The following is a 20,228-nucleotide window of genomic DNA, read 5'->3' on the forward strand; positions in this document are numbered from 1 at the left end:
GATACGGGACGATCGCCTCGAACCGGCTTGTTCTCGTCGCGCCCTCCTGTTCTCGTGACGAGCGGGGGCAGACACAGGGCCCGGATGCCGGCATCCGGGCCCTTCTGCAGAGATCAGGTCAGAACCAGTCGCTCTCGCGCACCTGGCGCATGGCCTCGCGGCGGGTCTCGGGTGACAGGCGCGACAGGTAGAGCATGCCGTCGAGGTGGTCGGTCTCGTGCTGCAGGGCCTGGGCGAGCAGCCCCTCGCCCTCGAGGACGACCTCGTTGCCGTCGAGGTCCATCCCGACGACCTTCGCCCACGGGTAGCGGAGCGCGTCATGCCACAGACCCGGTACCGAGAGGCAGCCCTCGCCCACCGGCTGCGGTTCTCCGCGCGTCTCGACGAGCACGGGGTTCAGTACGTAGCCAATATCACCGTCGATGTTGTAACTGAAGGCGCGCAGCCCCACACCGATCTGCGGGGCCGCGACGCCCGCGCGCCCGGGGAGCTCGACGGTATCGACGAGGTCCTGGACGAGAGCACGGATGCCGTCGTCGATCTGTTCGATGGGCGCGCTCGTCGCGCGCAGGACGGGGTCGCCGAACAGGCGGATCGGGCGGACGGTCATGCGGCGGCCGCCGGGGTGCGCAGGCCTTCGACGACGGCGGCGGCGAGATCGCGCGCGGCCTGTCGGGTCGAGGGCTGGAGTTCGCGGAAAGTGATGGCGCTGCCCGCGGCGATGCGGGCGTCGTACGGCATGCGGATGACCGTGCGCACACGCGAGCGGAAGTGCGCCTCGAGCTCGTTCTCGCGCACCAGCGGCGTGCCGGGGCGAGAGGTGTTGAGCACCACCACGGCGTCGCGGACGCGCGATGCGTACCCGTTGGTCTCGAGCCAGGTCAGTGTCTCCGACGCCAGGCGCGCCTCATCGACCGAGAGACCCGCGACGATGACCAGTGTGTCGGCCAGCTCGAGCGTGGCACCCATGACCGAGTGCACGATCCCCGTGCCTGTATCGGTCAGGACGATCGAGTAGTAGTGCGCGGCGACGTCGGCGACCTGGCGGTAGTCCTCGTCGCTGAAGGCCTCCGACACCCGCGGATCGGAGTCGGATGCCAGCACGTCGAGACGCGTGGCATCGCGTGCCACGATCGACGAGACGTCGTTGTAGCCGACCATCTCGTCGTGGGAACGCACGAGGTCGCGAACCGTGCGGCCGTTCGCGCGACCCACGCGGTCGGCGAGCGTACCGCGGTCGGGGTTGGCGTCGACCGCGATGATGCGGTCGTCGCGGGCGTCTGCCAGGGCCATGCCCAACAGCGAAGTGACGGTGGTCTTGCCCACGCCGCCCTTGCGCGAGAGCACCGGCACGAACCGAGCGCCGCCGGCGAGCGGTGCGGCGATCCGACGGTCGAGATCCTTGCGCTGGCGGGCGCGACGACCGTCACCCAGGTTGATGCGGTGGCGCGAGACCGAGTAGACCAGCTGCTGCCACAGGCCCTCGGGCTCCGGACGCGTGATCTGCCGCGGGTCGAGCAGACGGTCGGCGGTGAGCAGATCGGAGCTCTCGCGCGCGTCGTCGATCTGCCCGATGCGCTTCGAGGCGAGCGTGACCTCGGGGGCCGGCGTGCGCACGCGTTCCAGCGAATGCGAGCGATCGACGCGGGCGGCGTCGTCGGCCTGCTGGGCGCCGCGGCGCGTGAGCGGGATCGTTCCGATGACGCCCGTCGCGGCGCGCTCGGCGCGCGTGGTCGGTGCCGGGGCGGAGGCCGGGGCGGCCTCGAGACCGGCCCGTGCGACGGCGGCATCGGCCTCGATCTCGGCGGCGGCCGTCGAAGCGGCGGTCTGCGGCTCGGCCGCGGCTTCCGGGCGCGGCGCGTCGACCGGCTGCGTGGCGTCTGCGGGCGTCTGTGCCACGATCTTGGTCTCCTCGACCTCTGCGTCATCGGCGCCGTCGTCGGCGACATCTTCCGGCTCGGGGTGGGAGGGCTCCGCGTCTTCGGGAGTGGCATCCCCCGGCTCGAGCTCGTGCGCCTCGCCGATGCCGGAGCTGCCGGCCTCCGCCTCGTCCGAGGCCGCGGGAATCCAGGGCGCGCGCGTCAGCGGTTCCGCGATGTCTGCGGCCTCGCCGTACGTCGCGGGCTCGTCGTGCGTGCCGGGCTCTTCCGGATCGACCGACGCGTGATCGTGCTCGAGGTCGTGCGCTCCGAGGGGGACGTCGTCGAACGCGTCCACCGGTTCGGCCGCGTCCGCCTCGAGCAGTTCGACGTCGTCGACGATCTCGGCACCCGCGCGATCATCGGTCCGCCGCTCGGTCTCCACCGGATCGCTCTGCGCGGGCACGTCGTCGTCGGAGCGGTCGTCCGCTCCCGCCGGGTCGTCGGCGGGAAGGTTCTCGGCTTCGGCCGCCACGCGGGACTCGTCCGCCCCCTCCGCGAGTCCGTCCGCTCCCGGCAGGTCGTCCGAGGTCTCGGCGGTCGCGCGAAGAGGAACCTCGTCGCCGACGCTCTCTTCGGCGGCCGGGTGATCGGCATCCGGGATCTCGTGCTCGGAGCCGCCACGGGGCGTCTCGTCGACGATCTCCGCGTCGTGCACGTCGTCGTCGGCGAACGACTCCTCGTCGGTGTCGGTGTGATGCGGCTCGATGATGATGTCACCCGTCGGAATCTGCTCGAGGTGCGGGTGGTGAACGACGTCGGCGTGATCGTCGGCGGGCGCGGCAGAGGGGAGGCGCGGGGCGTCGAGGGCGGCGAGATCGGCCTCGTCGAGGGGGATCTCATCTTCGATCACGTCGTCGTCGAGGTCGTCATCGTCGCCGGTCACGGGAAGGTCGACATTGACCTGCGCGATGTGTCCGCCGAGGATCGTGATGCTGGCTGTATCGAGGTTCCCGCCGTCCTCGAGCACGCCGTGCTCGGCGTTCTCGTCGGGGTTCGCGTCGGTGCGGTCGGGGGTCACTGCAGTCTCCAAACGGGAAGAGGGCGCGAAAGCGCCCCCTCCCAGGCTACTGCGCTTGACGGATTACCAGCAAAAGATCTCCTGCTTCCACCTGTTGTGTGGTACCGATCGCGACGCGTTCAACCACGCCGTCGACGGTCGCGGTGATGGCCGCTTCCATCTTCATGGCCTCGATCGACGCCACCGCCTGACCGAGTGAGACGCGATCGCCTGCCGACACCTTCATCGTCACGACCCCCGAGAACGGCGCTGCCATTTGCCCGGGCTTCGAGGTGTCGGCTTTCTCGGCCTGGCGCGCCTCGACGTCAATCGAACGATCGCGCACGAAGACCGGGCGCAGCTGACCGTTCAGCGTCGTCATCACGGTCCGCATGCCCTTGTCGTCGGCCTCACCGACGGCCTCCAGCCCGACGAAGAGCTGCACGCCCCGCTCGATCTCGACGGTGTGCTCGCCTCCGGAACGCAGTCCGTAGAGATAATCGGCCGTGTCGAGCACGCTGAGATCGCCGTACGTCTCGCGGGCCTGCTCGAAGATGCGTGTCGGCCCGGGGAACAGCAGCCGGTTCAGGCGGGCGCGCCGGTCGGCGGACTCCCCCGCGAGGGCGGCCTGATCGTCGTCGGTCAGCGGGGTCGTGCCCACCTTCGCATCCCGACCGGCGAGGACTTTCGAGCGGAAGGGCTCGGGCCACCCGCCGGGCAGGTCACCGAGCTCGCCCGCCATGAACGACACGACGGAGTCGGGCACGTCGTACGTGTCGGGGTGCTGCTCGAAGTCGTCGGGGTCGGCCTTGACCGCAGCGAGGTGCAGGGCGAGGTCGCCCACGACCTTCGACGAAGGCGTGACCTTCGGCACGCGCCCGAGGATGCGGTTCGCCGCGGCGTACATATCCTCGATGAGTTCGAAGTCGTCGGCGAGCCCCAGGGCGATCGCCTGCTGGCGCAGATTTGACAGCTGCCCGCCGGGGATCTCGTGCCGGTAGACGCGCCCGGTGGGGCCCGCCAGCCCCGACTCGAACGGGCGGTACAGGTGACGCACGGCCTCCCAGTACGGTTCGAGGTCGCTCACGGCCGCGAGGTCGAGACCCGTGTCGCGATCGGTGTGCGCGAGGGCGGCGACGAGCGCCGACAGCGACGGCTGGCTCGTCGTTCCCGCCATGGGCGCCGACGCCGCATCGACGGCATCCGCTCCCGCGGCCGACGCGGCCAGCAGGGTCGCGAGCTGCCCGCCCGCGGTGTCGTGCGTGTGCACATGGACCGGCAGGTCGAAGCGCTCGCGCAGGGCCGAGACGAGCGTCGCCGCGGCCGCGGGGCGCAGAAGTCCCGCCATGTCCTTGATCGCGAGCACGTGCGCGCCCGCGTCGACGATCTGCTCCGCCAGACGCAGGTAGTAGTCGAGCGTGTACAGGTCTTCGGCGGGATCCAGCAGGTCGCCGGTGTAGCAGAAGGCCACTTCGGCGACGGCGGTGCCGGTGCGCAGCACCGCGTCGATCGCCGGCCGCATCTGCGAGACGTCGTTGAGCGCATCGAAGATGCGGAAGATGTCGACTCCGGATGCCACGGCCTCGGCCACGAAGGCATCGGTGACCTCCGTGGGGTACGGGGTGTAGCCGACGGTGTTGCGGCCACGGAGGAGCATCTGGATCGCCACGTTCGGCAGGGCCTCGCGCAGCGCATCGAGGCGCTCCCACGGGTCTTCGCCGAGGAAGCGGAGCGCGACGTCGTAGGTCGCTCCGCCCCACGCCTCGACGGACAGGAGTCCGGGTGTCAGACGTGCGACGTAGGGGGCGACCCGTACGAGATCGCGCGTGCGCACCCGCGTGGCGAGCAGCGACTGGTGCGCGTCGCGGAACGTCGTCTCGGTGACGGCGAGGGCGGTCTGCTCGCGCAGGGCCTTCGCGAAGCCGATCGGGCCGAGTTCATGAAGCCGCTGGCGCGAGCCCGCCGGAGCCGGGGCGACCAGATCGAGTGCGGGCAGTTTCGCGCTCGGGTCGATCGAGAGCGGGTTCTCCCCGTGGGGGCGGTTGACGGTCGTGTCGACGAGCCACGAGAGGATCTTGGTGCCGCGGTCCTTCGATTCGCGGCCCTTCAGCAGACCGGGACGCTCGTCGATGAACGACGTGCTGAGATCGCCCGCGACGAAGGCGGGGTCGTCGAGAACGGCCTGAAGGAACGGGATGTTCGTCGAGACACCGCGGATGCGGAACTCGGCGAGGGCCCGACGCGCGCGGGACACCGCCGCCTCGAAGTCGCGGCCTCGGCACGTGAGCTTCGACAGCATCGAGTCGAAGTGCGGGCTCACCTGCGAACCCGCGGCGGTCGTGCCTCCGTCGAGACGGATGCCGGCCCCACCGGGCGAACGGTACGTCGTGATCATTCCGGTGTCGGGGCGGAACCCCTGCGTGGGATCTTCGGTCGTGATGCGGCACTGCAGCGCCGCACCACGCAGGCGGATGTCGTCCTGCTGCAGGTGCAGGTCGGCGAGCGTGGCGCCCGCGGCGATCCGCATCTGCGACTGCACGAGATCGACGTCGGTGACCTCTTCAGTGACCGTGTGCTCGACCTGGATGCGCGGGTTCATCTCGATGAAGACGACCTCGCCGGTGCGCGGGCCCGCGGTCTCGAGCAGGAATTCGACGGTTCCGGCGTTCTGGTAGCCGATCGAGCGGGCGAACGCGATGGCATAGCGGTGCAGATCGTCGCGGACCGAGGGGTCGAGGTTCGGCGCGGGCGCGATCTCGATGACCTTCTGGTGCCGCCGCTGCACCGAACAGTCGCGCTCGAACAGGTGCACCGTCTCGCCCGCGGCATCCGCGAGGATCTGCACCTCGACGTGGCGCGGACGCTGGACGGCCTGTTCGAGGAACATGCGCGGGTCGCCGAAGGCGCTCTGGGCCTCACGCATGGCCTCGGCCAGCGCGGGGGCGAGTTCACCCTTCGACTCCACCCGCCGCATGCCGCGCCCGCCCCCGCCGGCGACGGCCTTCGCGAAGACGGGGAACCCGATGTCGTCGGCCTGAGCGAGCAGGTCGTCGATATCGTCCGACGCCGGGGTCGAGCGCAGCACCGGCACTCCGGCGGAGATCGCGTGTTCCTTCGCGGTCACCTTGTTGCCGGCCATCGCGAGCACCTCGGCGGGAGGTCCGATGAAGGTGATGCCGTGGGCGGCCGCCTTCTCGGCGAGCTCCGGGTTCTCGGAGAGGAAGCCGTAACCCGGGTAGATGGCATCCGCACCGCACTCGCGCGCGACGCGGATGATCTCGTCGACATCGAGATAGGCGCGGACCGGGTGGCCTCGCTCCCCGATCTGATAGGCCTCGTCGGCCTTCAGGCGGTGGAGGGAAGCACGATCCTCGTACGGGTACACCGCGACGGTGCGGGCTCCGATCTCGTATGCAGCGCGGAAGGCGCGGATCGCGATCTCTCCGCGATTGGCGACCAGGATTTTCGAGAACATGCGCACCTCACGTCAAGCTGGCGGAGCTGAATGTGCTCACAGCCTAGGGGACGGTAACGTGGACTCTCGTGCACGTACTCTCCGTCAGCTCTCTCAAAGGCGGGGTCGGCAAGACGACCGTGACACTCGGGCTGGCTTCCGCGGCCTTCGCACGTGGCGTCCGCACTCTCGTCGTCGACCTCGACCCTCAGTCCGACGTGTCGACCGGGATGGACATCCAGGTCGCCGGTCGGCTCAACATCGCCGATGTCCTGGCCAACCCGAAAGAGAAGGTCGTCCGACAGGCGATCACCTCCAGCGGGTGGGCGAAGGTGCATCCGGGCACGATCGACGTGCTCATCGGCAGCCCCTCGGCGATCAACTTCGACGGTCCGCACCCCAGCGTCCGCGATGTCTGGAAGCTCGAAGAGGCCCTGGCGACGATCGAGGCCGACTACGACCTCGTGCTGATCGACTGCGCCCCCTCGCTCAACGCCCTCACGCGCACCGCGTGGGCGGCGAGCGATCGCGTCGTGGTGGTCACCGAGCCGGGTCTGTTCTCCGTGGCCGCCGCCGATCGCGCCCTCCGCGCGATCGAGGAGATCCGTCGCGGCCTCTCGCCGCGTCTTCAACCCCTCGGTGTCGTGGTCAACCGCGTGCGCCCCCAGTCGATCGAGCACCAGTTCCGCATCAAGGAACTGCGCGATATGTTCGGCCCTCTCGTGCTCAACCCGCAGCTGCCCGAGCGCACCTCGCTCCAGCAGGCGCAGGGAGCGGCCAAGCCGCTGCACGTCTGGCCCGGCGACTCGGCGCAGGAGCTCGCCGCAGACTTCGACGCGCTGCTCGACCGGATCGTCCGCACCGGCCGCATCCCCGTCGACAACGAAGCGCCCCAGGCCTGAGCAGAAGTCCCGTCAGACGCCGTCCCGCTGCCCCGCAGCCGGACGGCGTCTCCCGTTTCGGAAACGCGTCATCGCGGGAGAATGCGTTCTCCGCCGCTCCAGACCTCGTCGACACGGAACGACCTTGCCCACGAGGAGAATCCCGGATGCCATGGCATCCGGGAACCGTGGAGTCGGGGCCGCTGTCAGGCGGTGCGCGCGGCGCGACGGGCGGCGAGCTCGTCGACGGCGTCGGGGGTCGCGCTCTCGAAGTCGACCAACGTCGACTCGACCTCGCGAAGGACCTTGCCGACGGCGATCCCGAAGACGCCCTGGCCGCGGCTGACGAGGTCGATGACCTCGTCGTTCGAGGTGCACAGATAGACCGACGCTCCATCGCTCATGAGCGTGGTGCCGGCGAGGTCGCGGATACCCGCGGCGCGGAGCTGCTCGACCGCCGTGCGGATCTGCTGCAGCGAGATGCCGGTGTCGAGAAGGCGCTTGACGAGCTTGAGCACGAGGATGTCGCGGAACCCGTAGAGGCGCTGCGAACCCGAACCGCTCGCCCCGCGCACCGTCGGGACGACGAGTTCGGTGCGGGCCCAGTAGTCGAGCTGGCGGTAGGTGATACCGGCGGCACGTGCAGCGACGGCTCCGCGGTAACCGGTGTCGTCGTCCATCTCGGGCAGACCGTCGGTGAAGAGGAGATCAGCGGCGAACCGAGGTTCACCGAGCGCGTCGCCAGCGTTCATGCTCGCGTCCTCCTCATCGGTTCGTTTCCTCCACGCTAGATCAGCGGAGGTCCCCCGGCAATGACATCCGCTCCGAGGGCCGCGGCGTGTCGCGATCAGGACAGGATGCGCTCGAGAGCGTCGCGCACGAACATGGTCCGCACTTCGTCGAGACGAGCCGCGAGCTCGGGTGCGAGCTCGCTTGCACGGGCCCGGGACGGCGCGTCGGGGCGCCGCAGCAGGGCCGACAGCGCCGACTCCACCAGCGAGACGTCGCGCTCCGCACTCTGGCGGAGCGAGCGGATGTGGCGCGGCTCGATGCCGTGGCGATCGAGGGCCACGAGTGCCCGCAGCAGCGTGACGGTCTGCTCGGAATAGGTGTCGGCACCGGCGATCACGCCCGTGCTGACGGCGTCGTTCAGGAGCTGCGGGCGTGCACCCGCGGCGGACAAGAGCTCTTCGCGGCGATAGCGGCGCGGAGCGCTCGTCATGGACGGAATCGAGGTGGGCGGTGCCGGGTTGCGCCCCGCATCGAGATCGGCGAGGTAGTCGCGGATGACGACGAGCGGAAGGTAGTGGTCGCGCTGCAGGGTGAGCGCGAGACGCAGGCGCTCGAGGTCGGCGGGCGAGAACTTGCGATAGCCCGACTCCGTGCGCGTCGGCGACACGATCCCCTGCACCTCGAGAAAGCGCAGCTTGCTCGAAGTGAGTGCCGGGAAGTCGGGGGTCAGCCGCGCGAGCACCTGCCCGATGCTGAGCAGCCCCGCAGCCGCCTGTCGACTACGGGAGGGGGCTGCCGCCATCAGTGCTCTGCCGCGGGCAGGTCGACCGGCGAGCCGAAGAAGTTGAGACGGAACTTGCCGATGCGCACCTCGGCGCCGTTGACGAGAGCCGAGCGGTCGACGCGCTCGCCGTTGACATAGCTGCCGTTGAGCGAGCGCTGGTCGACGATCTCGAACGAACTGCCGGAGCGAAGGATCTCGGCGTGCCGACGCGAGACGGTGACGTCGTCGAAGAAGAGGTCGGCCTCGGGGTGACGCCCGACGGTGGTCACGTCGGTGTCGAGGAGGTAACGAGCGCCGGTCGTCGGGCCGGAGCGCACGATGAGCAGGGCAGCCCCCGAGGGGAGAGCCTCGATCGCCTCGAGCTCCGCCTCGGTGAGGTCGGCCCCGAAGGGCACGAACGACAGGTCGGCGTCGTGGGTCTGGGTCGTGTCGTGCGAACCACCGGCTGCGGCGGCATCGGCCGCGCGCCGGATCTCGTCTCGCTCGAATCGGCTGGTCTCGTCCACGGCTTCTCCTTCATATTCACCATAACCGATCGGTCGCCAGCGGCGGGGTCGACCGACTTCGAGCAGGCCATGGTGAGGCGTGATGTGTCTGTATTCGCCGAAACCGGGACACCGCGGTTTGGGGGATGCGGAGGCGGTCGACGAGACACTCGAACCTATCGACCCGAACGTGCCCCTGTCGAGTCCGCATCACCTGCTGTCGGCGCGCCGTCTTCACCCCGGACCGCCCGGACGGCCGCCGGGGTCCCGTGCACGCCCCGGCCCGGCCGCGTTCACCCTGGCTAGGCTCGATGCGTGACTTCCATCGAGACGCCTCGCAGACGTACCCTTCCCGCCATCCTGGCCGCCGGCCTGCTGGCGGCAGCGGCCCTCCTCGTGCCGGCACTGCCCGCCGCCGCCCACGACGAACTCGTCTCGACGGACCCCGCCGCCGGCGCGACGCTCGAATCGCTGCCCGCGCAGATCACCTTCTCGTACAGCGCCGACATCCTCACCGACGCCGGGGCGACCGTCATCGAGGTCACCGACTCCTCCGGAGTCTCGCTCGCGAACGGCGCCCCGACCGTCTCGGGCGCCGAGGTGACGCAGGCCCTGGCGGGGCCGGCATCCGGGACCGTCACCGTGAAGTGGCGCGTCGTCTCGAGCGACGGGCACCCCATCGACGGCGACTTCGCCTTCACCGTCCCTGCGGCCGCCCCCACCACCACCGCGACCGCGACCCCCACGGCCTCGGCGAGCCCCACGCCCGCCGAGAGCGCCTCAGCTTCGGCCCCGACGGAGGACACCGCCGCGCCGACCGAGAACACCTCGGAAACGTCCCCCCTGCCGTGGATCCTGCTCGCCGTCCTCCTGGTGGTCGTGGCCGGCGTCCTCGTCTACGTCTTCGCCTCGCGCGCGGGTCGCAAGACCGCCGGCGGCGGCGGCACCGGGCGATAGGCTGGAACCATGCCTCATTACGATCTGGTCATTCTTGGTGCGGGTCCCGGCGGGTACGTCGCCGCCGTCCGCGGCGCACAGCTCGGACTGTCGGTCGCGATCGTCGAAGAGAAGTACTGGGGCGGTGTGTGCCTCAACGTGGGCTGCATCCCCTCCAAAGCCCTCCTGCGCAACGCCGACCTCGCGCACACGTTCCACGCGAAGGCCGACCTGTTCGGCATCTCGGGTGATGTCACCTTCGACTTCGGCAAGGCGTTCGACCGCTCGCGCAGCGTCGCCGCCGGCCACGTCAAGGGCATCCACTACCTGATGAAGAAGAACAAAGTCACCGAGTACGAGGGCCGCGGCTTCTTCGCCGACGACCACACGCTCGACGTGGCGCTGACCGACGGCTCGAAGGAGCAGGTCACCTTCGACAACGTGATCATCGCCACCGGCTCCACCGTCCGCCTGCTCCCCGGCGTCAGCCTGTCGGAGAACGTCGTGACCTACGAGGAGCAGATCCTCACCCGCGAGCTCCCCGAGTCGATCGTCATCGTCGGCGCCGGCGCCATCGGTATGGAGTTCGCCTACGTCATGACGAACTACGGCGTGAAGGTCACGATCATCGAGTTCCTCGACCGTGCCCTCCCGAACGAAGACGCCGAGGTCTCGAAAGAGATCCAGAAGCAGTACAAGGGCTACGGCGTCGACATCCTCACCTCGACCAAGGTCGACTCTGTGACCGACCACGGCGACAAGGTCACCGTCGCTTACACCGCGAAAGACGGCTCGACCGGCTCGATCGACGCCGACCGCGTGCTCATGTCGATCGGCTTCGCTCCCAAGGTCGACGGCTTCGGTCTCGAGAACACCGGCGTGAAGCTCACCGAGCGCGGCGCCATCGAGATCGACGACCACATGCGCACCAACGTCCCGCACATCTACTCGATCGGCGACGTCACCGCGAAGCTGCAGCTGGCCCACGTGGCCGAGGCGCAGGGCGTCGTGGCCGCCGAGACCATCGCCGGCGCCGAGACGCAGACCCTCGGCGACTACCGCAACATGCCGCGCGCGACCTTCTGCAACCCGCAGGTCGCCTCGTTCGGCCTCACCGAGCAGCAGGCTCGCGACGCCGGTCACGACATCAAGGTCGCGAAGTTCCCCTTCTCGGCCAACGGCAAGGCCAACGGCCTGGGCGAGCCCGTCGGCTTCGTCAAGCTCGTCGCCGACGCCGAGACGCTCGAGCTCATCGGCGGCCACCTCATCGGCCCCGACGTGTCCGAGCTGCTGCCCGAACTCACCCTCGCCCAGAAGTGGGACCTCACGGCCCTCGAGGCGGCCCGCAACGTGCACACCCACCCGACGCTGTCGGAGGGTCTGCAGGAGGCCTTCCACGGCCTGACGGGACACATGATCAACCTCTGATCGCGTGACGCACGAAGGCCCGCCCGGTTCGACCGGGCGGGCCTTCGTCGTCTCCGCGGGCATGAACGCGAGAGGGCGCCTGCTCGACGTCTCGGCTGCGCGAAACAACCGTGTCGTCGGGCAGACGCCCCGGGTACGCGTGGCGCGAAGGGGTCAGTGTCCCAGAGCGCGCGCGAGCTTGGATCCGGATGCCGCGGGGCGGCCGCCCGCAGCGAACACCGCCGCATCGACCGCCGCGAAGAACGCCTTGCGGCCCTCGTCGTCGGTGGGAGCTGCGGGACCGAGCTCGACCTCCCATTCCCGCCACGCGGACTCCACACCGCGTCGCTCGTCGCGCGCACGGACGCGATCGTCGACGAACTCGGCGACCTCGTTCCCGTCGGCGTCGAGCAGGGCGTAGGCCGTGCGGCGATTTCGCACGCGGGCGAGGGGCGTGAACGGTGGCGTCGCGACCGCGGCGACGGCATGCCGAATCGCTTCGGGCACCACCGGATCGGTGTCGGAATCGGTGGCGTCCTCGAGCGGCCACTGCGTCTCGCTGCGCCCGGCGCCTTCGACGGGACCCTTCACGTGCCATCCGGCGTCGGGGCCACCCGTGCGTCGGCGGACCGCGATCCCCGCCCGCGCCAGGTCGGCGTCGGCGGTGTCGAGGTAGCGTGCGTCCAGATCGCGTGGCTCGGGGCTGCCGACCCGCGTCACGCCCGGAAGGGCCGCCCAGTCGGGAAGGGGCGTCTCATCGTCGACGTCGTACTTCGACTCGATCTCGACGTTCGACGACCCGCTCGGGGCTCCGCTCAATCGTCGCGTCCGTCGGCGTCGGGGTTGATGTCTTCGGTCTCTTCCGCGTAGACGAAGACGGCCTCGGTGGGTCCATCGGACTCGCCCTCGTTCGCGAGGCCGCCGTCGCGTCGGTACACCAGCTGGCCCTCGCTGTAGGGCATGATCAGCGTGTCGTCGGACTCGTTCTCGAGAGGGAGCACCTGCCCGTCGAGCGGGCCTCCGGTCAGTCGTGCAATAGCCATGACGCCAGCGTAGACCGCGGCACCGACACCGCCCGGCGCCTTGACAGCGCTGACCTACAATCGCTGGAGTGACCTCGACCGATCTGCCCGGCGACCGCCCTTTCGTGCTGCTGGCGACGCGCGCCGAGAACCAGCCGGCCGACGAGGAGTACGCCCTCTTCCTGCGGTTCACGGGTCTGCCGCCCGAGCGACTGCTCCGCGTGCGGCTCGAGCGTGATCCGATGCCCGAGTTCGACCTCGACGAGGTGTCGGGAATCCTGGTCGGTGGAAGCCCCTTCAACGCCTCCGATCCGATCGAGCGGAAATCCGCCGTTCAGCAGCGCGTCGAAGCCGAGATGGCCGCCCTCGTCGACGAGGTCGTCGCCCGAGACCTCCCCTTCCTGGGCGCCTGTTACGGGGTCGGCACCCTGGGGACGCACCTCGCCGCGCCCATCGACGGCACGTTCGCCGAGCCGATCAGCGTGGTCGATGTGTCGCTGACCCCGGCCGGCCGCGCCGATCCGCTCGCCGAAGGCCTCCCCGCGACCTTCCCCGCCTTCGTCGGACACAAAGAGGCGATCCGCTCTCTTCCGCCCGCGGCGACCCTTCTCGCGTCGTCGCCGACGTGCCCCGTGCAGATGTTCCGGGTCAAGCAGAACGTCTACGCGACCCAGTTCCACCCCGAGCTCGACCTCGACGGCATCGTCACGCGCATCCATGCCTACGCCTCTTACGGCTACTTCGCGGCGGACGAACTCGGCCTGACGCTGGCCGCCGTTCGCCGAGCGCCCGTGACCTTCCCCTCGCGCATGCTGCGGACGTTCGTCGAGCGCTACGCCCGCTGAGGCGTCGTCGTCACCGGCGTTGCGGCGCGGTGACCCGCACGACCTCGACCGAGGCGGTGACGGCGGGATGCGCGAGTTGAAGGTACGGACCAAGCCCCAGGTCGACCAGATGCACGCGTCCCGATAGCTCCGGACCCCGTCCACGGACCAGGCCCGACTTGAGGGCACCGAACGTGACCGTGACGTCGGCGGCGAGCACGGCGGCATCCGCTGTCCCGTCGTCGGGATCGAGACCGCTGGGCAGGTCGACCGCGACGACGAGCGGCTGCTTCTCGAGGCCGAGGACACACTCCACGAGGGCTCGCGCTCCCCCGCGCAGGCGCCGGTCCGCCAGACGACCGATGCCGAGGATGCCGTCGAGCACGAGCACGTACTCGGCCAGCTCACCGCGGACCTCCGATGCCGAACGCACGCGCGCTCCCGCGGCCACCGCGGCATCGAGCGCCGCTCGGTGCACGCGATCGCGCACGAGCACGACATCGACTCGCTCGGCGACGCCACAGAGGTCGGCCGCGGCGTACAGGGCGTCTCCTCCGTTGTCGCCCGCGCCCACGAGGACGAGAACTCTTCCGGGGCGCGCGGCGAGCTGCTGCGCGACGATGTCGGCCAGGGCCGCGGCGGCCCAGCGCATGAGCGGCAGGCCCCCCGCCAGCAGAGGCTTCTCAGCGGCACGGACGGCGTCGGCGCTGTACGCGGCGACGCGCTCCCCCGAGGCCAGCAGCCCGCTCGCGGACTCACTCATCGGGGGACCCCGCGCGAGCCTCGGCGCGGTCCTCGCGAGCGGCCGCGGCAGGGTCGTTCTTCGCGAGGTTCTCACGCTCCTTCGCCTCTGCGGCGCGGGCGGCGTCGAGCTCGCCGGTCGCAGCCCGCACCGCCTTCTCGGCCCGGCGGACGCGGAACTGGATCATGGTCGACGCGCCGTACTTCGCGCGGACGCGGTCGTGGTCCTCTTCGGTGGCGACGGTGATGTACGCGCCCGCGATGAGGATGACCTGGCTGGAGAGGTTCAGCCACAGCAGCAGGGCGATGAGCGAGGCGAACGTCGCGAGCAGCGGGTTGTTGCCCGCCCCGCCGACGAACAGCCCCGACAACTGCTGCAGGACGACCAGTCCCACACCGCCGAGAAGGGCACCCCGTAGGAGCGTGGGTCGGCGCGTCTTGACGCCCGAGAGGGCGGCGAAGGCCACGGCCACGGCGGCCGTGTCGAGAACCAGGACGACGACCGTCGAGACCAGCCAGGTCAACACCGCGGAGATCCAGGAGTCGGCGGAGATGCCCAGCAGCTCCCGCACGAACGTGAGCCCCGCGGTGGCGAGGAAGGTCACGACGGCCGCGCCGACGAGAGCGACGCCGATGCCGATCGCGACCGCGAGGTTGCGCACGATGACGAGGATGGGGAGCGTGTCGTCGGTGGCGACGCCGGCGATCTGCCGCAGCGCCGAGCGCAACGAGCCCACGGCACCGATCGCGGCGCCGAGCAGACCGATGGTTCCGATGACCCCCGCGACGGTGAACTCGCGCGGCGCATCGAGCGTGCTGACATCGAGCAGACCTTGGGGCCCGACCAGGCCGGGCACCACGTTGTTGACCGAGCGCTCGAGCGCCGCGAACGCCTCGGGATTGCCCGAGAGCCAGATCGCCGCGAACGAGAACCCGATGAGCACCGCAGCGAACAGGCTGAACAGGGTGCGATAGGTCACACTGTCGGCCAGCATGGGGCCGCGCGCCCCCGAATAGACGAGGAACGCGCGCACAAGACGGAGCCGCAGCGCCCACGCCGTGACACGACGGATGAGGTCAGCCATGTGGTCAGGCTATCGGCGCGAGGGGGCGAGTCCCTCGGGCTTGACCGTCGGGGTCGGGAGCGACAGGTCAGCTCGACGGTGTCGGCTCTCCGGGGCCGCTCAGCAGGCGCAGCCACGCGCCCAGCAACAGCCAGGGGCCGTAGGCGATCTGCACGCGCCGACCGCCGGCGAGCAGCACGCCCGCTGCGGCGACCCCGCCGAGAAGAAGAGCGATGAGCAGACCGGATGCCACGGCCTCGGGCCCGTACCATCCGAGCGGCGCGCCGACGAGAGCGGCGAGCTTGACGTCTCCGCCTCCGAACGCCCCGGGGCGGCCGAGGTGCAGCGCGAGGGCGACGGCGAACGTCGCTCCCGCACCCCCGACGACGCCGACCGCGCGCGGTGTGTCGCCCACGCGAAGGGCTTCGACTGTCAGGAGCCCCGCGACCACGACGAGCGCCGACAGCACGACGGCATCGGGCAAGCGGTGGGTGCGCACGTCGACCACGACCAGTCCGACGCTGGCCACGGCGAACACGGCGGTGGCGAGCGCGACCAACACCGGCACCGCTCAGGCGTCGAGCACGAAGAGATCGACCCGCACGACCGACCCGGGGTCGATCGCCTCGGCGTCGCGCACCGCGCGTTTGAGAGGGAGGACGTAGACGCCCCCGGCCTGCGGGAAGATCGAGGTGCGGAAGGTCGTGCGGCCGATCGTGGCGTCGACCCGCACCCCGCCGAAGCCGCGGCGGTACGTCTGCGTTTCGCGGATCTCCGCGCTCGGCTCGGGTGGCAGCGCGACGAAGTACCAGTCGCTGTCGCTGCGTGCTGCCCAGCGGAAGACGTCTCCCTCGAACCGCACTCTCATCGCCGCTCCTCTTCTCTCGCGAGCTGGTCACGATACCGGCGAGGAACGACCGACGGAGGACGTCATCCCCTGGGGAGGAGCCTCGATGCTCCCGTGCCGCGCTCCAGCGAACGCCCGACGACGACATCCGCTCCGACGGCGACCACCGCCGCGCAGAGGTAGACGACGAGATCGCGCGCGTCGAACCCCGTCCCGAGCACCAGCGCGATGGGCCGGAACCCTTCCGCCAGTTCGACAGGAATCCCCGTGGCCTGGAACAGCTCGACGGCGACGCTCCACCCTCCGGCGGTCAGGCCGACGAAGAACGGCCGCAGCCGCGGGAGAACCACCACGACCCCGGCATAGATCGCGACCGTGTAGAGCGCGTCCCCCGCGATGTCGGTCGCGGCGCTCGAGGGCAGCACGAGGTGGACGACGAGCCCCGCGGCGACGACCGCGGCCAGGGCGAACAGGGCGATCACGCGGCGTCGGGTGGGCGGCATCCTGCCATCGTGACACCTTCCGCCGCGGCGTGAGACCCGCGTCAGCGGATGACCCCCGCGGCCCGCGCCGGGTCGGCGTACGCGCGAGCGAGAGAGTCGACGGTGTCGTGGGCGTTCAGCCCGCTGGGGTTGGGCAGCACCCAGGTGGGGACGTCCGCGATCGACTCCTCCTGTCGCCCCGCGGTCGCGCGGGGCCGCTGGAACCCCTGACGGTAGGCGGTCAGCCCGACGACCGCGACAGCCTGAGGACGCCACCCGGCGACCCGCTCGACGAGCGACGCCGCACCCGCGCGCAGCTCCTCCCGCGACAGCTCGTCGGCCCGCGCGGTCGCCCGCGCGACGAGGTTGGACACGCCCACCCCGGCGTCGAAGATCATGCGGCGGTCCTCGTCGCCGAGAGGCTTCGAGTACGCGGGCAGACGCGGAAGGATCCCCGCCCTCACCAGCGCCGGCCAGAAGCGATTGCCCGGACGCGCGAACGGGGTGCCGGTCGCCGCTGTCCACAGTCCCGGATTGATGCCGACGAAGAGCAGCCGCACGCCCGACTCCACGAGGTCGGGCCGCGTGGCATCCCGATACGACTCGAGCTCGGCGCGCGTATATCCCATGAGACCACTATGACCACTACCGCGTACGGGCCGGCTCGCTCTGCCAGGATCGGAGGAATGGATGCCGTTCCCGCCCTGACCGAGGTCCCTCCCGCGCAGTTCGTCATCGTCGGCGACAACGTGCGTCTCGCCACCTACTCGTGGGGCGACGTCGAGGGCGACCCCGTGCTCTGCGTCCACGGTTTCGGGTCCAGCACCCGCGACAACTGGGTGAACACCGGATGGGTGCGCGACCTGCTGCGCGCCGGATACCGCGTCATCGCGGTCGACCAGCGCGGCCACGGCGCGAGCGACAAGCCGCACGACGCCGCGTCGTACACGATGCCCACGCTGGTCTCCGACCTCGTCGCCGTGCTCGACACGTACCTGCTCGATCAGGTGCGCTATCTCGGATACTCCCTGGGCGGGCGGGTCGGCTGGCAGCTCGCCGTCGACGCGCCCGAACATGTCGAGCGCGCCGTGCTCGGCGGCATCCCGGACGGTCGTCCACTCGCCCGGTTGCGGGTCGACCAGGCTCGCGCTTTCCTCGACCACGGAGAACCGGTTCAGGATGCCACGACCCTGCGCTACGTCTCGCTCGCTGAACGCGTCCCGGGGAACGACCTGCGTGCGCTCGTCGCGATCGCCGAGGGGATGCGCCTGGGCGAGACCGACCCCGATCCCTCGTCGCCCCCGCAGCAGCCCGTGCTCATCGCTACGGGAACGGAAGACCCCATCCACGACCAGTCGAAGCACTTGGCGGGGCTTCTGCCCCGGGGCGAGTTCGCCGACATCCCCGGCCGCCACCACGTCAACGCTCCCGGCGCGCGGGCGTTCCGCGAGGCCGGCATGGACTTCCTGGGGCGCTGACTCACGCTACGGGCACTGTGCCTGTCGCGCCGCCCGCCGGCATCTCGCGCCGTGCTTCGCGGCGCATCCCGCGCCGCGTGGTGAGTGTCCAAGACACCCGGGGCGTTTTCGAAGTCGTCCGGGTGTTTCGGACACTCGACGTGCTCGGGGCTCGCTCCACGCGGGAATGCCGAATCAGCCGCAGTCGTAGACGGTCGCGGGGGCGGACGCGTCGGTCGCGCAGTGCTGGGTCACCCAGGTGCGGATCTGCGACGACGCGGTGGTCGTGGCCGCGGCCGCCATGGACGTGCCGCCGCCGCGCTGATCGCCGCCGATGACGTACCGCACCTGACCGGAATCGACCATCGCGGTGAACGCCTGCAGGGTCGGCACGTCGTCCGTGCCGTTGAATCCACCGATCGGGAGGAACGACCCGCCGTTCGAAGCGATGATCAACTGCGCTGCGGACTGCGCCCCGAAGGTCGCGGCCAGGTACGTCGACCCCGCGCTGCGGGCCTGCAACCACGACAGGAGTGCGGCATTGTCCTCCCCGCCGCCCGCACCGAAGCCCGCCCCACCGGTCGGCGCCCCACCCGATCCCCCGCGCGTGTGCCCCGAGGTCGAGCCGCCGGGCGCTCCTCCCCGGCCGGATCCCTGCCCGAAGACCTGCCCTGGCGTTCCTGCGCCACCGGGCGCGGCACCCACTCCTTGACTACCGCGCCCGCCGGTCGGCATCCCCCCGGCGAACTCGCCTCCACCGAAGCCCCGGCCGCCGAAACCCGAGCTCTCCGAGACCCCTCCCGCGACGGGGTTGATCGAGTTGGGGTGCGCGACGGTGACCGCCGACCAGACGGCCGGGGTCAGCAGCAGACCCACCATCAGTGCGACGGTCGCCACCGGGCGCCCGCGATGACGCGTCGACAGCAGCACGATCGCGATGACCGCCGCAAGCGCCTGGGCGATCGAGACGGGCACGCTGTACCCGCCGGTGGAGAAGCCGATGCCCAGAGCCGTCGCCCCCGCGGCGCAGACGATCGCCATCTGCGGCCAGACCTTCCCCGCGCGATGTGCCGCGGCGAGCGCGGCGCCGACCGCGAGAGCGAGCGGTACCGCGAGTGAGGCCGTGTAGAACTGGTGCATTCCCGCGACGGCCGAGAACATCGCGGCGAACGTCACGAGCCACACGGTCAGCAGCACCGTGAGCGGACGCGAGAAGCGCAGCACCCACAGCACGATGAGGCCGACGACGGCGGCCGGGATGAGCCACGCCACCTGGCCCGCGAGCTGGGCGTTGAACAGGCGCAGCACCCCGGGCTCCCCCGAGAACGGCGGAGTGAACGACTCGTAGGCTCCGCTGTCGGCGGTCGCCGAGAAACGGCCCAGCCCGTTGTAGCCGAACACCATCTCCCACGGGTTGTTCGCGATCGTGCTGCCGATGTACGGCCGGCTTCCGGCGGGGATGAGCGAGACGATCGCGACCCACCACAGCGAGGCCGCGAGGCTCACCAGCCCCGCGAGCGCGAGGTGGCCGATCCGTCGGCCCCAGGACTGCCGGGTGAAGAGGTACGCGGCGGCCAGTGCCGGCCAGACCGCCCAGGCCTCGAGTTCGTAGAACTGGAACGACAGGCCGATGAGGGCTCCCGCGGCGGTGAGCCACCCGAGGCTCCGCGCCTGGACGGCTCGCACCGCCGCCCAGGCCGTCAGCGACAGACCGAGCACGAAGAACGTCTCGGGCTGGTTCGAGCGCGCGACCGCCACCAGGATCGGCGTCACGGCGACCACCGCTCCGGCGATCAGCCCGGCACGTTCTCCCGCGACGCGTCGTGCGGTGACGGCGGTGACGAGGGCCGCGGCCACCGCCGCGAGGGCGTTCGGCAGGATCACCGCCCACGCCGAATACCCGAAGGCCCGCACGAACAGCGCGGGGATCCAGAACGACCCGGGGATCTTGTCGAGCGTCACGGTCCCGGCGGGGTCGACGGCTCCGAAGAAGAAGTTCGACCAGGATCGGCTCATCGACAGAGCGATCGATGCGTAGTACTCGCTCGGCGCCCCCGCCCATATCTGCCACCCCGTGAGGACGAGCGAGACGAGCCCGATGGCCAGGAGACCGACGGTCCACCGGCGGGGGCGGCGCAAGGTCGACGCCAGCGGGAGCGTCGGTGCGGGAAGGTGAGGAGAAGCAGCGGTCAC

At 70.6% G+C, this 20,228-nt stretch carries 20 protein-coding genes; 5 read left to right on the forward strand and 15 right to left on the reverse strand.

Annotated features, from left to right (window positions below; all coding sequences use genetic code 11):
* Window positions 1–118: 118 nt before the first annotated feature.
* Genes def through DEU35_RS00585 form a run of 3 tightly spaced genes read right to left on the reverse strand, consistent with a single transcriptional unit; the run spans window position 119 to window position 6,394 of the window.
* Window positions 119–610, reverse strand: a complete 492-nt coding sequence (def, locus tag DEU35_RS00575) for a peptide deformylase (protein ID WP_103210645.1) — start codon at window positions 608–610, stop codon at window positions 119–121.
* Complete coding sequence (locus tag DEU35_RS17340; protein WP_258873291.1) at window positions 607–2,940, reverse strand: MinD/ParA family protein; 2,334 nt, start codon at window positions 2,938–2,940, stop codon at window positions 607–609. Before DEU35_RS17340 ends, def begins: the two co-directional genes overlap by 4 nt.
* Window positions 2,941–2,986: 46 nt before the next feature.
* Entirely contained in the window at window positions 2,987–6,394 is a 3,408-nt protein-coding gene (locus DEU35_RS00585; RefSeq protein ID WP_116238334.1) for a pyruvate carboxylase, read from the reverse strand.
* A 68-nt stretch (window positions 6,395–6,462) separates the two neighbouring features.
* Here DEU35_RS00585 and DEU35_RS00590 point away from each other — a divergent pair, with 68 nt between their 5' ends.
* Window positions 6,463–7,275 (forward strand): ParA family protein, encoded by an 813-nt coding sequence (locus tag DEU35_RS00590; RefSeq protein ID WP_103210640.1) that lies wholly within the window; start codon window positions 6,463–6,465, stop codon window positions 7,273–7,275.
* A 185-nt stretch (window positions 7,276–7,460) separates the two neighbouring features.
* Here DEU35_RS00590 and DEU35_RS00595 read toward each other — a convergent pair whose 3' ends face one another.
* From DEU35_RS00595 to DEU35_RS00605, 3 genes are all read right to left on the reverse strand, one after another.
* The gene (locus DEU35_RS00595) at window positions 7,461–8,006 is read right to left on the reverse strand and encodes a MerR family transcriptional regulator (protein ID WP_103210638.1); all 546 of its coding nucleotides are present in this window, start codon (window positions 8,004–8,006) and stop codon (window positions 7,461–7,463) included.
* Window positions 8,007–8,101: 95 nt separating this feature from the next.
* Entirely contained in the window at window positions 8,102–8,788 is a 687-nt protein-coding gene (locus DEU35_RS00600; RefSeq protein WP_103210636.1) for a MerR family transcriptional regulator, read from the reverse strand.
* Complete coding sequence (locus DEU35_RS00605) at window positions 8,788–9,276, reverse strand: FHA domain-containing protein (protein ID WP_174799632.1); 489 nt, start codon at window positions 9,274–9,276, stop codon at window positions 8,788–8,790. Before DEU35_RS00605 ends, DEU35_RS00600 begins: the two co-directional genes overlap by 1 nt.
* Window positions 9,277–9,570: 294 nt before the next feature.
* Between DEU35_RS00605 and DEU35_RS00610 the strand changes: the two genes are divergently transcribed.
* Both DEU35_RS00610 and lpdA read left to right on the forward strand, forming a co-directional pair.
* The gene (locus DEU35_RS00610) at window positions 9,571–10,212 is read left to right on the forward strand and encodes a copper resistance CopC family protein (RefSeq protein WP_116238335.1); all 642 of its coding nucleotides are present in this window, start codon (window positions 9,571–9,573) and stop codon (window positions 10,210–10,212) included.
* Between the two features lie 9 nt (window positions 10,213–10,221).
* Entirely contained in the window at window positions 10,222–11,619 is a 1,398-nt protein-coding gene (gene lpdA / locus DEU35_RS00615) for a dihydrolipoyl dehydrogenase (RefSeq protein WP_103210632.1), read from the forward strand.
* 153 nt (window positions 11,620–11,772) lie between these two features.
* On the opposite strand, the gene DEU35_RS00620 is transcribed toward lpdA, so the two are convergent.
* On the reverse strand, window positions 11,773–12,417 hold the full coding sequence (locus DEU35_RS00620; protein WP_116238336.1) for a CYTH domain-containing protein: 645 nt from the start codon (window positions 12,415–12,417) through the stop codon (window positions 11,773–11,775).
* Window positions 12,414–12,641: a response regulator gene (locus tag DEU35_RS00625; RefSeq protein ID WP_103210629.1), complete on the reverse strand. Its 228-nt coding sequence runs from the start codon at window positions 12,639–12,641 to the stop codon at window positions 12,414–12,416. Before DEU35_RS00625 ends, DEU35_RS00620 begins: the two co-directional genes overlap by 4 nt.
* 68 nt (window positions 12,642–12,709) lie before the next feature.
* On the opposite strand from DEU35_RS00625, the gene DEU35_RS00630 reads away from it, so the two are divergent.
* Complete coding sequence (locus DEU35_RS00630) at window positions 12,710–13,465, forward strand: glutamine amidotransferase (RefSeq protein ID WP_116238337.1); 756 nt, start codon at window positions 12,710–12,712, stop codon at window positions 13,463–13,465.
* Between the two features lie 10 nt (window positions 13,466–13,475).
* Here DEU35_RS00630 and DEU35_RS00635 read toward each other — a convergent pair whose 3' ends face one another.
* The 6 genes from DEU35_RS00635 to DEU35_RS00660 form a co-directional block, all read right to left on the reverse strand.
* Entirely contained in the window at window positions 13,476–14,207 is a 732-nt protein-coding gene (locus DEU35_RS00635; protein ID WP_116238338.1) for an NAD(P)H-hydrate epimerase, read from the reverse strand.
* Window positions 14,200–15,270: a YihY/virulence factor BrkB family protein gene (locus DEU35_RS00640; RefSeq protein WP_116238339.1), complete on the reverse strand. Its 1,071-nt coding sequence runs from the start codon at window positions 15,268–15,270 to the stop codon at window positions 14,200–14,202. Before DEU35_RS00640 ends, DEU35_RS00635 begins: the two co-directional genes overlap by 8 nt.
* Before the next feature lie 67 nt (window positions 15,271–15,337).
* Complete coding sequence (locus tag DEU35_RS00645; protein ID WP_103210623.1) at window positions 15,338–15,817, reverse strand: prepilin peptidase; 480 nt, start codon at window positions 15,815–15,817, stop codon at window positions 15,338–15,340.
* Window positions 15,818–15,820: 3 nt separating this feature from the next.
* Window positions 15,821–16,117 carry a DUF1905 domain-containing protein gene (locus DEU35_RS00650; protein WP_103210621.1) on the reverse strand — a complete coding sequence of 99 codons (297 nt, stop codon included), beginning with the start codon at window positions 16,115–16,117 and terminating at the stop codon, window positions 15,821–15,823.
* A gap of 62 nt (window positions 16,118–16,179) precedes the next feature.
* Window positions 16,180–16,599: a DUF2809 domain-containing protein gene (locus DEU35_RS00655; protein WP_103210619.1), complete on the reverse strand. Its 420-nt coding sequence runs from the start codon at window positions 16,597–16,599 to the stop codon at window positions 16,180–16,182.
* Between the two features lie 41 nt (window positions 16,600–16,640).
* The gene (locus DEU35_RS00660) at window positions 16,641–17,207 is read right to left on the reverse strand and encodes a mismatch-specific DNA-glycosylase (RefSeq protein WP_103210617.1); all 567 of its coding nucleotides are present in this window, start codon (window positions 17,205–17,207) and stop codon (window positions 16,641–16,643) included.
* A gap of 57 nt (window positions 17,208–17,264) precedes the next feature.
* Between DEU35_RS00660 and DEU35_RS00665 the strand changes: the two genes are divergently transcribed.
* A complete protein-coding gene (locus DEU35_RS00665) occupies window positions 17,265–18,056 on the forward strand; it encodes an alpha/beta fold hydrolase (RefSeq protein WP_116238340.1) in 792 nt (263 codons plus the stop codon).
* A gap of 174 nt (window positions 18,057–18,230) precedes the next feature.
* Here DEU35_RS00665 and DEU35_RS17505 read toward each other — a convergent pair whose 3' ends face one another.
* Window positions 18,231–20,228, reverse strand: coding sequence for a glycosyltransferase family 39 protein (locus DEU35_RS17505; protein ID WP_116238341.1), 1,998 nt, complete (start codon window positions 20,226–20,228; stop codon window positions 18,231–18,233).

Source organism: Microbacterium sp. AG157 (assembly GCF_003385695.1).
GTDB lineage: Bacteria > Actinomycetota > Actinomycetes > Actinomycetales > Microbacteriaceae > Microbacterium > Microbacterium testaceum.